Source organism: Massilia sp. Masssp93 (assembly GCF_059491295.1).
Genome location: NZ_CP168502.1, coordinates 24,031 through 38,112, shown reverse-complemented (window position 1 = coordinate 38,112; position 14,082 = coordinate 24,031). Strand labels below are relative to the sequence as shown.

At 60.9% G+C, this 14,082-nt stretch carries 7 protein-coding genes, 2 tRNA genes and 4 rRNA genes; 2 read left to right on the top strand and 11 right to left on the bottom strand.

The genetic code is table 11. The features are described from left to right. Window positions 1-83: 83 nt before the first annotated feature. The 10 genes from ACEN9Q_RS00165 to ACEN9Q_RS00120 form a co-directional block, all read right to left on the bottom strand. Window positions 84-1,568 (bottom strand): GTPase domain-containing protein, encoded by a 1,485-nt coding sequence (locus tag ACEN9Q_RS00165; protein WP_495626961.1) that lies wholly within the window; start codon window positions 1,566-1,568, stop codon window positions 84-86. After that, window positions 1,565-3,031 (bottom strand): DUF2868 domain-containing protein, encoded by a 1,467-nt coding sequence (locus ACEN9Q_RS00160; protein ID WP_495626960.1) that lies wholly within the window; start codon window positions 3,029-3,031, stop codon window positions 1,565-1,567. Before ACEN9Q_RS00160 ends, ACEN9Q_RS00165 begins: the two co-directional genes overlap by 4 nt. A 102-nt stretch (window positions 3,032-3,133) precedes the next feature. Next, window positions 3,134-3,246 (bottom strand): 5S ribosomal RNA (gene rrf, locus ACEN9Q_RS00155). 118 nt (window positions 3,247-3,364) lie between these two features. Next, a 23S ribosomal RNA gene (locus ACEN9Q_RS00150) occupies window positions 3,365-6,241 on the bottom strand. A gap of 241 nt (window positions 6,242-6,482) precedes the next feature. Continuing rightward, window positions 6,483-6,558 (bottom strand) — tRNA-Ala (locus ACEN9Q_RS00145). Window positions 6,559-6,658: 100 nt separating this feature from the next. Then, window positions 6,659-6,735 (bottom strand) — tRNA-Ile (locus ACEN9Q_RS00140). A gap of 82 nt (window positions 6,736-6,817) precedes the next feature. After that, a 16S ribosomal RNA gene (locus tag ACEN9Q_RS00135) occupies window positions 6,818-8,356 on the bottom strand. The 16S, 23S and 5S rRNA genes sit together here with 2 tRNA genes alongside, the layout of an rRNA operon. 431 nt (window positions 8,357-8,787) lie before the next feature. Then, window positions 8,788-9,936, bottom strand: a complete 1,149-nt coding sequence (ampC, locus tag ACEN9Q_RS00130; RefSeq protein ID WP_495628897.1) for a class C beta-lactamase — start codon at window positions 9,934-9,936, stop codon at window positions 8,788-8,790. A 100-nt stretch (window positions 9,937-10,036) separates the two neighbouring features. Further along, window positions 10,037-10,798, bottom strand: a complete 762-nt coding sequence (locus tag ACEN9Q_RS00125; RefSeq protein ID WP_495626959.1) for a LytR/AlgR family response regulator transcription factor — start codon at window positions 10,796-10,798, stop codon at window positions 10,037-10,039. 3 nt (window positions 10,799-10,801) lie between these two features. After that, complete coding sequence (locus ACEN9Q_RS00120) at window positions 10,802-11,917, bottom strand: sensor histidine kinase (protein WP_495626958.1); 1,116 nt, start codon at window positions 11,915-11,917, stop codon at window positions 10,802-10,804. Between the two features lie 158 nt (window positions 11,918-12,075). Here ACEN9Q_RS00120 and bla point away from each other — a divergent pair, with 158 nt between their 5' ends. Both bla and ACEN9Q_RS00110 read left to right on the top strand, forming a co-directional pair. After that, complete coding sequence (gene bla, locus ACEN9Q_RS00115) at window positions 12,076-12,942, top strand: subclass B3 metallo-beta-lactamase (protein ID WP_495626957.1); 867 nt, start codon at window positions 12,076-12,078, stop codon at window positions 12,940-12,942. Further along, window positions 12,939-13,835 carry an alpha/beta hydrolase gene (locus ACEN9Q_RS00110; RefSeq protein ID WP_495626956.1) on the top strand — a complete coding sequence of 299 codons (897 nt, stop codon included), beginning with the start codon at window positions 12,939-12,941 and terminating at the stop codon, window positions 13,833-13,835. The genes bla and ACEN9Q_RS00110 overlap by 4 nt, the downstream gene beginning before the upstream one ends. A gap of 51 nt (window positions 13,836-13,886) precedes the next feature. Here ACEN9Q_RS00110 and rrf (ACEN9Q_RS00105) read toward each other — a convergent pair. Continuing rightward, window positions 13,887-13,999, bottom strand: a 5S ribosomal RNA gene (rrf, locus tag ACEN9Q_RS00105). Between the last annotated feature and the right edge of the window lie 83 nt (window positions 14,000-14,082).

Genomic DNA, 14,082 nt, shown 5'->3' with positions numbered 1-14,082 from the left:
TACATGAGCAATCGGCGTGCCATGCGCCGCGGCCCGTTACGCCGGGGTTTGCGGGCCGCGCCTGTCCCAATTTGCAACAGGTGTCACATGTCCGCGCGCGCCAGCGCCCGCGCCGCCGTTTCCGGATACAGGTGTTCGAGCGTCTCGACGATCACGCGGCCCAGCAGCGCCTGCACGGCCGCCGATGCCGCCGCGGCATCGGGCGCGGCGCGCACGTCCTTCCACAACGGCGCCAGTTCGGCCTCGTGCCGCGCGACGCTGCGTTCGACTTCGGCCTGCCAGAACGGCGGCGCCTCGCCTTCGACGAAGTTGCCGCGCCCGCGACCGAAGTGGGCCACGGCCAGGTAGCGCAACACGCTGCCGACGAGGAGCGTGCGCAGGAACGGATCGGCAAACTGCACGGTCGGGCGGTCGCGGTCCGTCGTCGTATTGAAACCCCAGGCGGCGCCGGCCATCGTGAGCGCGCCGACGATCGCGCCGAGCAGCGCGCCGCCGCCAAGCGTGAGGCCGCCGGCCATCAGGTCGGCCGACAGTCCCGTCGCGGCGCCGGAGACGACGGCACCGAGCAGCCCCGCCTGCGCCTTGTCGATGGGCGCGCGCACCGCGAAGTTTTCGCGCACGCGGGCATTGATGCGGCCCGCGTCGCCCGGGTCGAGCCGATGCAGGCGCAGCAGGCCGACTGTCGTGTCGCCGATCCGCCGCTCGAGCCGCTCGACGAGGCCTGCCATCGCGGCATCCTGGCGCTTCTGTTCATCCTTGCCGATGCCGACCGCTTTCAGTGCCGACTTCAGGAAGCCCGCCTTGCCTTCCTGTGCGATTGCCTCGCTGTCGCGCGCCGCGCCGGCGAGCATCTGCGCGCCGAGGTCCACCGACGCGCGGAAGCGCTGCACGTTGCTGGCCTGCCAGGCGGCGAGCAGCCGCGCGTAGCCGTCGCGCTTGGAGTCGTCGAGCACCCGGCCGACACGCTCGTAGAACACGTCCTCGTGCACCCAGCAGCGCGCGAACGCGTCCAGCGCGAGCACGTCGCGCACGATGGAAAACTGGTCGAGATGCGCCTTCCAGCGCGCCTGCTCCGCCTGTTCCTGCTCGTCGGGCCGCGGTGGCCCCAGCTGGTTGAGCAGCACGACGACCGGCTTGCCCAGCCACTCCAGTATCCGCATCTCGGCCGGCAGATAGCCCGCGTCGCGCGGATCTTCCGACGAATTCACCAGGTACAGCACAACGTCGGCCGCATCCTTCGCGGCGCGCAGCGCCTGCTGGCTGAGCCAGAACGGCCGGTCGCGGTAGCGGTCGAATACCTCCCGCAGGAACCAGCCGATCGGATTGCCGGCGGATGCCAACCGCTTGAGCAGGCGGACGGAATCGCCGAAGCCGGGCGTGTCCCACAACAGCAAGCGGTCGCCCGCGCTGCTGGTCTGCAGCGTATGCGCTTCGGCGAACACGGTCACGTGGGCGGCGTCGCGCACCTCGCCCACGTCCATGCCGATGAGCGTGCGCGCCAGGGTCGTCTTGCCGTTGTTCGTGTGCGAGACGAGCGCGAACTGGATGTCGACGGGTTGCTCGCTCATGCCGCACCCGACACGGCGAGCCCGGACCCGAGGTCGAGCGGATGGCGCTCCGGATGCAGGAGGTCGACGACGGTCGCGCGCGTGTGATGGTACTGGCAGAACTCGTGCCACAGCGCGACGCGCTCCACCACGCGGTTGTCGACGGCCCCGCGCCCCACCAGGCCGGATTCGTCGAGCAGCACGGCGATGCCGCGCGGCGTATTGCGTGCCAGGTAGTCGAGGAAGGCACCGTGGTTCTCGCGTTCCGGCGTCGCCGCGAGATTGAACAGGACGGCCGTGACGGCGACGTCGGCATCGTCCAGGCGCACATCGCGCAGCAGCTCCTTCGGTTCTTCGCCGTACGAGCAGGATGGCCGCAGCATCAACTGCGCCTGCTCGCCGAGGACCATCGCCGCGATGGCCGCCAGGCCTTTATGACGCGCTTCGTCGACCGTGAAGCTGTACGGGACCACGCGCAGCACGGCCGGTCCCGACGCGCCGACGCGATCGGCCAGCAATCGGTAGTAGGGCTGGCCGAGGTCGAGGGGGAAGCGGTGCGCGAGCCGGCGCGCGCGCAGTGCGGACACGATGGCCAGCGCGAGGCGCGGCAGCACGACGAGGAGGAACAGCGTCGCGGCATACAGGTGTACCCAGCGCGCGCCGCCGGCGGGTGACGGCTCCTGCACGAAATGCAGTGCCTGGACGTCGGCCAGCGAAAAACCCTGCAGCGGGAACACGGCCAGCGCGGGCGCGAACAGGAAGGACAGCAGCGCATGGACCTGATGCGCATCGAGGAAGGTGCTCTCCCACCCGGCCGCGTACTGCGTCAGCACGCCGCGCGCATACAGCGAGGCGATCGCACCGAGCGCGAACGCGGCCGCCGCCAGGTGTATCGTGCGCCCAAGACGCAGGTGCGTGAGCTTGGCGGTCAGCTGCGCCCAGTCCGTGAAGTATTGCGCGATGCCGGCGGCGAGCGGCGCCGGCAGCTTGCGCGGCAGCGCCGCCTTGCCGACGGACAGACGGCGCAGCAGCCGCGGGCTCGCCCAGCCGGTCCGCTTCGACGGCACGAGGGCCCACACGATCAGGGCGAGATACACGATCAGGTTCCACGCGAGGATCAACAGCAGGGGCGCCGACAGCAGGTCGACACGGTGTGGATTGCCAATGCGGTCGAGTCCCGCGCCGGCCAGGAAACCGACGATGGGCAGCAGCACGGCCAGCACGGGCATCACGCTGCGCCGTTGACGGAAGGCGGCAAACGCCGGCGTGCGCTCGGCCAGGCGTTTGAGGATCAGTTCCGCGCGCTGGCCGAGGAAGTGGTCGAGCCTGGGCTCGCTCTTGCCTTCGGCGGCCTGCCAGTGCGCCAGCTCGCGCGCGCTGCGGCTGGCGTACACGCGATCGTCCTCGGAAAGGATCTCGCGCTGGGCGTCGGCGGTTTCGATGGCGCGCATCAGGACGACATCGCGTGCGGTCCGCTCGTTCATAGGCTCCCTGTCTGGTTGAATTAACAAGCTTGCAGAGGCATTGTGCCTGAAAAAGCAAAAAGCCCGCTCAGTATCAACTGAGCGGGCTTCTGCATATAACTAGCCTGACGATAACCTACTTTCACACTGGTTGCAGCACTATCATCGGCGCAAAGTCGTTTCACGGTCCTGTTCGGGATGGGAAGGGGTGGTACCGACTTGCTATGGTCATCAGGCATAACTTGTACGGGTATCGTCCATGTGGACGCTACCCTGAATCTGGAAGAAGTAGTTTTAATCTGTTGTCTCAACAAACAGCTGAACCCTTGTACTGGCAATGACTGCCAAGGTTATAGGGACAAGCCGTACGGGCAATTAGTATCGGTTAGCTTAATGCATTACTGCACTTCCACACCCGACCTATCAACGTCCTGGTCTCGAACGACCCTTCAAGGAGCTCAAGGCTCCGGGAAATCTCATCTCAAGGCGAGTTTCCCGCTTAGATGCTTTCAGCGGTTATCTCTTCCGAACTTAGCTACCCGGCAATGCCACTGGCGTGACAACCGGTACACCAGAGGTTCGTCCACTCCGGTCCTCTCGTACTAGGAGCAGCCCCCTTCAAATTTCCAACGCCCACGGCAGATAGGGACCAAACTGTCTCACGACGTTTTAAACCCAGCTCACGTACCACTTTAAATGGCGAACAGCCATACCCTTGGGACCGGCTACAGCCCCAGGATGTGATGAGCCGACATCGAGGTGCCAAACTCCCCCGTCGATATGAACTCTTGGGAGGAATCAGCCTGTTATCCCCAGAGTACCTTTTATCCGTTGAGCGATGGCCCTTCCATACAGAACCACCGGATCACTATGTCCTACTTTCGTACCTGCTCGACTTGTCGGTCTCGCAGTTAAGCACGCTTATGCCATTGCACTATTAGCACGATGTCCGACCGTACCTAGCGTACCTTCGAACTCCTCCGTTACACTTTAGGAGGAGACCGCCCCAGTCAAACTGCCTACCATGCACTGTCCCCGACCCGGATCACGGGCCAAGGTTAGAACCTCAAACGAACCAGGGTGGTATTTCAAGGTTGGCTCCACGAGAACTGGCGTCCCCGCTTCAAAGCCTCCCACCTATCCTACACAGATTGGTTCAAAGTCCAATGCAAAGCTACAGTAAAGGTTCATGGGGTCTTTCCGTCTAGCCGCGGGTAGATTGCATCATCACAAACATTTCAACTTCGCTGAGTCTCGGGAGGAGACAGTGTGGCCATCGTTACGCCATTCGTGCAGGTCGGAACTTACCCGACAAGGAATTTCGCTACCTTAGGACCGTTATAGTTACGGCCGCCGTTTACTGGGACTTCAATCAAGAGCTTGCACCCCATCATTTAATCTTCCAGCACCGGGCAGGCGTCACACCCTATACGTCCACTTTCGTGTTTGCAGAGTGCTGTGTTTTTATTAAACAGTCGCAGCCACCAGTTTATTGCAACCCTTTCGCCCTTCCACAGTAAAGTGGTCAAGCTACCGGGGCGTACCTTATCCCGAAGTTACGGTACCAATTTGCCGAGTTCCTTCTCCCGAGTTCTCTCAAGCGCCTTAGAATACTCATCTCGCCCACCTGTGTCGGTTTGCGGTACGGTCTCGTATGACTGAAGCTTAGAGGCTTTTCTTGGAACCACTTCCGATTGCTTCGTGTCGCAAGGACACCCGTCTCGACCCCTTGAATTACGTGCCCGGATTTGCCTAAGCACCTTCTATGAGTCAAAAACCAACTATTCCAACAGTTGGACAACCTTCCGCGATCCGTCCCCCCATCGCATCATACGACGGTGCAGGAATATTAACCTGCTTCCCATCAGCTACGCATCTCTGCCTCGCCTTAGGGGCCGACTCACCCTGCTCCGATGAACGTTGAACAGGAAACCTTGGGCTTTCGGCGAGAGGGCTTTTCACCCTCTTTATCGCTACTCATGTCAGCATTCGCACTTCCGATACCTCCAGCATCCTTTACAAGACACCTTCTCAGGCTTACGGAACGCTCTCCTACCATATGTGCAAGCACATATCCGCAGCTTCGGTGACTGGCTTAGCCCCGTTACATCTTCCGCGCAGGACGACTCGATCAGTGAGCTATTACGCTTTCTTTAAATGATGGCTGCTTCTAAGCCAACATCCTGACTGTTTTAGCCTTCCCACTTCGTTTTCCACTTAGCCAATCTTTGGGACCTTAGCTGGCGGTCTGGGTTGTTTCCCTCTTGACGCCGGACGTTAGCACCCGACGTCTGTCTCCCAAGCTCGCACTCACCGGTATTCGGAGTTTGCAATGGTTTGGTAAGTCGCAATGACCCCCTAGCCATAACAGTGCTCTACCCCCGGTGGTGATACTTGAGGCACTACCTAAATAGTTTTCGGAGAGAACCAGCTATTTCCAGGTTTGTTTAGCCTTTCACCCCTACCCACAGCTCATCCCCTAATTTTTCAACATTAGTGGGTTCGGACCTCCAGGGCGTGTTACCGCACCTTCATCCTGGCCATGGGTAGATCACCTGGTTTCGGGTCTACACCCAGCGACTGTCGCCCTGTTCGGACTCGATTTCTCTACGGCTCCCCTATTCGGTTAACCTCGCCACTGAATGTAAGTCGCTGACCCATTATACAAAAGGTACGCCGTCACCCCACGAAGAGGCTCCGACTGTTTGTATGCACACGGTTTCAGGATCTATTTCACTCCCCTCCCGGGGTTCTTTTCGCCTTTCCCTCACGGTACTGGTTCACTATCGGTCGATTACGAGTATTTAGCCTTGGAGGATGGTCCCCCCATATTCAGACAGGATTTCTCGTGTCCCGCCCTACTTGTCGTACGCTTAGTACCACCGGTCTGATTTCGTGTAAGGGGCTATCACCCTCTATGGCCAGCATTTCCAGGCTGTTCCACTATCAGTCCGACTATCACGTACAAGGCTCTTCCCATTTCGCTCGCCACTACTTTGGGAATCTCGGTTGATTTCTTTTCCTGCAGCTACTTAGATGTTTCAGTTCGCCGCGTTCGCTTCGCATACCTATGTATTCAGTATGCGATGACCTAAAAGGCCGGGTTTCCCCATTCGGAAATCTGCGGATCAAAGTGTGTTTGCTCACTCCCCGCAGCTTATCGCAAGCTACTACGTCCTTCATCGCCTGTAATCGCCAAGGCATCCACCATGTGCACTTATTCACTTGTCCCTATAACGTTGGCCCCTGCAGTCTTTCCGAAGGAAAGACGAGAAGGGAACGTCATAACAACAAGAGTTCAGCTTACTATGTTTGTTGATACATACAGATTACTACCCTAAGTGTGCATCTGATCGTTGGATCAGCTACACGCTTAAAGAAAACTTTACTTCTTCCAGATTGTTAAAGAACGAGAACTACACTTATCGAAACTCAGCTTCGCTGGGCTTGGATAAATGCAGTGAACAAGAGTTGGTGGAGGATGACGGGATCGAACCGACGACCCCCTGCTTGCAAAGCAGGTGCTCTCCCAGCTGAGCTAATCCCCCGTTGTGGCTTTTGCCATCTAAAAATGATCCGGCTTCGCCGGGCATTTTTAGCTAACGCAGTTCCAAACGAAAGTAGGTTTTTACTTTCGTTTGATAGCCCTGGTAGGGCTGGTTGGACTCGAACCAACGACCCCCGCGTTATCAACACGGTGCTCTAACCAGCTGAGCTACAGCCCCGAAAACTCTTCTCGTTTAACTTTAAACAGTCGATAAGCGTGGACGCTTGATGATCGAGCTCGCGCTCGCAGTGCCACTCTAGAAAGGAGGTGATCCAGCCGCACCTTCCGATACGGCTACCTTGTTACGACTTCACCCCAGTCACGAATCCTACCGTGGTAAGCGCCCTCCTTGCGGTTAAGCTACCTACTTCTGGTAAAACCCGCTCCCATGGTGTGACGGGCGGTGTGTACAAGACCCGGGAACGTATTCACCGCGACATGCTGATCCGCGATTACTAGCGATTCCAACTTCACGCAGTCGAGTTGCAGACTGCGATCCGGACTACGATACACTTTCTGGGATTAGCTCCCCCTCGCGGGTTGGCGGCCCTCTGTATGTACCATTGTATGACGTGTGAAGCCCTACCCATAAGGGCCATGAGGACTTGACGTCATCCCCACCTTCCTCCGGTTTGTCACCGGCAGTCTCATTAGAGTGCCCTTTCGTAGCAACTAATGACAAGGGTTGCGCTCGTTGCGGGACTTAACCCAACATCTCACGACACGAGCTGACGACAGCCATGCAGCACCTGTGTTCAGGCTCCCTTTCGGGCACCCTCCAATCTCTCGGAGGTTCCTGACATGTCAAGGGTAGGTAAGGTTTTTCGCGTTGCATCGAATTAATCCACATCATCCACCGCTTGTGCGGGTCCCCGTCAATTCCTTTGAGTTTTAATCTTGCGACCGTACTCCCCAGGCGGTCTACTTCACGCGTTAGCTGCGTTACCAAGTCAATTAAGACCCGACAACTAGTAGACATCGTTTAGGGCGTGGACTACCAGGGTATCTAATCCTGTTTGCTCCCCACGCTTTCGTGCATGAGCGTCAATCTTGACCCAGGGGGCTGCCTTCGCCATCGGTGTTCCTCCACATCTCTACGCATTTCACTGCTACACGTGGAATTCTACCCCCCTCTGCCAGATTCAAGCCTTGCAGTCTCCATCGCAATTCCCAGGTTAAGCCCGGGGCTTTCACGACAGACTTACAAAACCGCCTGCGCACGCTTTACGCCCAGTAATTCCGATTAACGCTTGCACCCTACGTATTACCGCGGCTGCTGGCACGTAGTTAGCCGGTGCTTATTCTTCAGGTACCGTCATTAGCTCCAGGTATTATCCAGAACCGTTTCTTCCCTGACAAAAGAGCTTTACAACCCGAAGGCCTTCTTCACTCACGCGGCATTGCTGGATCAGGCTTGCGCCCATTGTCCAAAATTCCCCACTGCTGCCTCCCGTAGGAGTCTGGGCCGTGTCTCAGTCCCAGTGTGGCTGGTCGTCCTCTCAGACCAGCTACTGATCGTCGCCTTGGTGAGCCTTTACCTCACCAACTAGCTAATCAGATATCGGCCGCTCCAGGAGCATGAGGCCCGAAGGTCCCCCACTTTCATCCTTGGATCGTATGCGGTATTAGCGTAACTTTCGCTACGTTATCCCCCACTCTTGGGTACGTTCCGATATATTACTCACCCGTTCGCCACTCGCCGCCAGGCGAGGTTACCCCCGCCCGCGCTGCCGTTCGACTTGCATGTGTAAAGCATGCCGCCAGCGTTCAATCTGAGCCAGGATCAAACTCTTCAGTTTAATCTCTGTTTTTGCTGCTTTCGCAGCAGATCGCTCACTCAAAATACTGACCGTTACTCATTGCTGAGCAACGTATTTCTTTTGTGTGAACATTTGATAATTTAAGCATTCAGCATCCCGAAGGATGCTGGCACCTCATCAAACGCCCACACTTATCGACTGTTGATTGTTAAAGAACCGTATTCGGTACTGCCTTGCCGCACTTGCGAATCGTTTTGTTCGTCAGCAGCAGAGGAATGAGAGTATGCCGTGCTTCACTTAACTCGTCAACCCCTCTTTTTCTTCAACACAAGCGGCGTTATCAAACGGCCTGGCTCAACTACTTGATTTCGCTGAACTTTTCTTGCGCTGCAGAAGCAGGACGCGAACTATAGCAAAACCACGGGCGAGTGCGCAAGGGCGATTTGTCGCATCGGCGCGTATTGACGGCATCACGGCGCCAGTTGCCCGAGAATCGAATACGCGGCCTTCACCCGTGCCGGGATCGGGTAATTCTTATTGGCCAGCATGACGATCCCGACGCGATATGCCGGCACAAACAACACATAGGTGCCGAAACCGCGCGTGGCACCGGTCTTGTTGAACAGCGTCCCGCGCGGCGGCGCCTGGGGCGGCTGCAGCCGGGTGGCCGGATTCGGCTCGCTGCTCATCTTCGTGGAATTCCCCGCCTGCAGGGCGGCCAGGGTCACGGGTGCACGGTACTGTTCCCAGCCGAGTCCCTGCACCGTATCGCCGATGCGGAAGTAACCCGTGTGCGTGCAATCGATGGCGCGGCGCATCGGGGCCGGCAGGACGCTCGCGTCGATGTTCTCCTGGACGAAGCGGATCATGTCGACGGCACTTGACTTGATGCCGTATGTCTCCGCATCGAACACGCCCGGACTGACGCGCACGGGCCGATTGGTCTTGTCGTAGCCCCAGGCGTAGTCGCCCATCGCGCCGGACGGCACGCGGATATGACTGTGCTTCAGGCCCAGCGCGGGAAACAGTCGGCGCTCGACGGCGTCGGCAAAATCGACGTCCAACGCGCGCGCCGTTACGTGTCCGAACAGGCCGAGGCTCGGGTTCGAATAACGGCGCTGCGTGCCGGGCGCCGCGTCCGGGCGCCATGCGCGGAAGTAGTCGATCATCTGCGCATCCGTCTCGACCTCGTCCGGGAATTGCAGCGGCAGACCGCCCGGCGTATAAGTGCCCAGTTCGAGCAGGCTCGCGCGGTCGATCGCGCTGCCCTTCAGTTGCGGCATGTAGGCACCGGGATGATCGTCGAACGACAGCTTGCCGAGGTCCTGCGCATGACAGGCCAGCGTCGCGGTGAGGGTCTTGCTGACGGAGCCCAGTTCGAACAGCGTGTTCTCGGTGACGGGCACATGGCCCTGTTTCGACGCCTCGCCGTAATTGAAGAACATCGCGTGGCCATCGACGGTAACGGCGACCGCCATGCCGGGGACGTCGTGCTGCGCCATCAGCGGTTGAATGACGCGGTCGACGGCTGCGCGCACGGCGGCCGCATCGACGGCGCCGGCCGTCAGCGGCAGCAGGGACAGGCATGCGATGGCGATGGATCGCGTGGGACGTGACAGGGTAAGCAAAGCATTCTCCGGATCGTTCGTGACGAGCGACAGTATAGGCAGCGACGACCGTCCGCAGACAGCGCGGCCGTCCCGGCAAAACGGCACTTCGTCACATCGCGGACTTCAAGGCGCCCAGGTAACGCTCGCTGACGGCGACGGCCGCGCCGCATCGCAGCGTGAGCCGATACCCGCCGTCGCCGACGGCATCCAGGCGCGCGATCTCGCTGCGCCGGACGATCACGCCGCGGTGCACGCGCAGGAAGTCGTCGGGCGCGAGCAGCGTCTCGAGGCGGTTCAGCGTAATGCGATGCAGGACCGTACGCCCGGCCAGGTGCAGTTCGACGTAATTGCCGGCCGATTCGATCCACAGGATGTCCGCCACGAGGATCTGTTCGATGCGGCCGACCGAGCGCACGTTGATCCGTTCCAGGATTGCCTTCGCCTGGTCCGCGCCGGCGTCGACATAATCGCGCAAGGCCGCGCCATACGCCTCGCGCTGGCGTTGTCCCAGCATGGCGCCGATGCGCTCCACGGCCTGGCTCAGGCGCGCGTCGTTCAGGGGCTTGAGCAGGTAGTCGAGCGCATGGACTTCGAACGCGTCGATCGCGTGTTCGCTGTAGGCCGTCACGAAAACGATCAGCGGCGGCGCAGGCAGGCGGCTGATCTCGCGCGCGAGCACGAGCCCCGATTCGGCCGGCATCTGGATGTCGAGGAAGATGACGTCGACGTCCTGGGCGGCGAGCGCCGCGCGCGCTGCCGCGGTGCCGTCGCATTCGGCCACGAGCCGCCAGTCGGGATGCGCGGCCAATGCCAGGCGCAGGTTGGCGCGGCTGGGCGCCTCGTCGTCGACGATCAGGTAACGCACGGTCATCGCTTACTCCCGCTCCAGCGGCAGGCGCACTTCAGCCACGAAGCGGCCCTCCTGCAGGTTGGTGCGCAGCGACGCGGTGGGATGCATGAGCCGCAGCCGCTCGCGCGTGTTCGCCAGTCCGAGCCCCGCGCCGGGATTGGGCGACGCATGCGCGCTGGCGGGGTTCGTGACGCGGATCGTGAGGGCCTCGCCGTCGGCCACGAAGGACAGGCGGATATCGCTCGGCCCGTCGCGGCAATCGAGATCGTGGCGCAGCGCGTTCTCGATCAGCGGTTGCAGCAGCAGCGGCGGACAGTCGACGTCGTGCAGCAACCGGTCTTCGCCATCGATGCGCACCTGCAGCCGGTCGCCGTAGCGCAGGCGTTGCAGGTCGAGGTAATCGCGCACGAACTGCAGCTCGGCGGCGACCGTGACCGTGTTGCGCACGCTGGCCGACAACGCATAGCGCAACAGGTCGCTCAGGCGGCCGATGCCGCCGAGGGCCAGCGTGCGGTCGCCTTCGCGCACGAGGGCGCTGATCGCATTCAGCGCATTGAACAGGAAGTGGGGTTCGAATTGCGCGCGCAGGGCCAGCATGCGTTGTTCTTCCAGCGCGAGGCGCAGGTTGAGCATGTCGGTCTGGCTGCGCTGCCACGCCAGTTCGCGCTCGCGCGCCTGGCGCCAGTAATGGATGGCGAGGATCGCCGCAAAAGTGCCGGTGGTCGAGAACCAGCCGACCAGCAGCATCTTCATCAGCAGGCGGCGCGCGTCGTCGAGACTCGCAATGTGCAGGTAGCCGCGCAGCCACGCCATATACGTCCATTGCGCGGGCTGGAACACGAGCACGAGGCCGACGAACAGCAGAAGCACGTTGTGCGGACGGGCGATCAGGGCGGGCCAGCGCGCCAGTGCCATGCTCAGGCCTGAGCTCAGGACGATCAGCGGCACCGCGTACTCGACGAACCACGTCACCAGCAGGGACGGATAGTGGCTGTCCACGCCGAGGCGCAGGTTGTCGCTGTAGGTCTGCAAGGCGCCGAGCGCGCTGATCGCGGTCCACAAGAGCACCACGATGACGATGGTCCTGGCCGCAGGCGGTATCGCGGGATGGGGGATGGTCGTGTCGGCGTGCTGCGTCATCGGAAAAGTATAGCAGCGGCCTTGCCTGTCCGAAGACCGCAGGCGGCCGCTTCATCACGTGGAAGCGGCGTTTCGTCACGCAGCGCGGGCCGTGGCGCCGGGCTGGTTGCAGAATCGGCGGCGCAGTCACGATTCTTTATCAACTCTCACGCTACCCCATGAAAAACACGATACGCCTGGCCGCCGCCCTCCTGCTCGGCGGCACTTCCGCTTCGGCTGGCGCCGGCGCGGCGGACTGGTACGCATCCCAGGATCCGTTCGCCGTCTACGGCAATACGTATTACGTCGGCACCCGCGGCATCAGCGCCGTGCTGATCACGTCGCCGGCCGGTCACATCCTCATTGACGGCGGCCCGTCCGGCGCGTCCGCGCAGATCGCAGCGCACATCCGTCAACTCGGCTTCAAGGTCGAGGACATCCACTACATCCTGAGTGGGCACGAGCACTTCGACCACGCCGGCGGCATCGCCGCCCTGCAGAAGATGAGCGGTGCCGTGGTGCTGGCTAGCCCGGCGTCCCTCGAGGTGCTGCGGACCGGGCAGCCGGACAAACGCGACGCGCAGTATCCCGGCCTCCAGCCAATGGACCCCGTCGCCAATACGCGCGCCGTGCGCGATGGCGAGGTCGTAAAACTCGGACCGCTCGCCGTGACCGCGCGCTTCACGCCAGGGCACACGCCGGGTGCGACCAGCTGGACGTGGCAGTCGAACGAAGGCGGCAAGACGATGCACATGGTGTACGCGGACAGCATCAATGCGCTGGCCGCGGACGGCCGCAGCTTCAGCAGGAATCCGCTGTACCCGAATGCGCGGGCGGACGTCGAACACTCCATCGCGATTATCGATGGGCTGGACTGCGACGTGCTCGTGAGCGCCCATCCGGAAGGGAGCGACTTGTGGGAGCGGAAAGCGAAGCAGGCCGAGCTCGGGGACGCGGCGTTCGTCGATCACGACGCGTGCCGCAAGTATGCGACAAACGCGCGTACCAGGCTGGAAGGCGTACTGGCGGCCGAGGCGCGCCCATGACGACCGTCCGCAAGCTTTTGTTGTTGTGTTGCTTCGCGTCCGGCTTGGCCACGGCCGCGGCACCTGCGCCGTATGTGCTCGACGAAACGGAAGTGCGCGACGTGCATGCGCGCGCGCTGAACCGCGACTATCAGGTGTTCGTTGCGCTGCCGGATTCGTATCGTTCGTCGAGCCGGCGTTATCCCGTGTTGTTCATCACCGACGCCAATTACGCATTCCCGGTCGCGCGCGGCATCGCGCAGCGACTGGCCAAGCATGCGGGCATGGAAGAGGTGATCGTCGTCGGCCTGTCGTATGCGCACGGCGACAGTCCCGTGTACAGCCGCCGCCGCGACTACACGCCGGCCGTGCCGCGGCGTGGGAATTATGCCGCCGATATGCCGGGCCGGACGCCGGCGTTTGGCGAGGCTCAGGCTTATGGGCGCTTCATCGCCGCCGACGTTTTTCCGCTGATCGCCGCGAACTATCGGGCCGACATGAACCGCAAGATCTTTGTCGGCCATTCGTATGGCAGCCTGCTGGGCCTGCAGTTGCTGCTGAGTGAACCGCGCACGTTCGACCATTACATCCTCGGCAGTCCTTCGCTGTGGTTCGACCAGGGCGTGATGTTCGAGCGCGAACAGGATTACGCAAAAACACACAACGATATGCCGGCCTCCGTGTTTTTCGGTATCGGCGGACGCGAGACGCTCGGCAAGGACCGGAAACGGGCGCACACGGAAGAGAATGCGGACATGGTCGCGGATTTATGCGACTTCGACGCAGCACTCAAATCGCACCGCTATTCGAACCTCAAAAGCAGGCTCGAAGTGTTTGCGGACGAGGATCATGCCAGCGTCTTTCCGCTGGTGTTGACCCATGGTTTGCGTGGGTATTTGAAGAAGGTGCGTTAGAAAGCAAAAAGCCCGCTCAGTATCAACTGAGCGGGCTTCTGCATATAACTAGCCTGACGATAACCTACTTTCACACTGGTTGCAGCACTATCATCGGCGCAAAGTCGTTTCACGGTCCTGTTCGGGATGGGAAGGGGTGGTACCGACTTGCTATGGTCATCAGGCATAACTTGTACGGGTATCGTCCATGTGGACGCTACCCTGAATCTGGAAGAAGTAGTTTTAATCTGTTGTGTCAACAAACAGC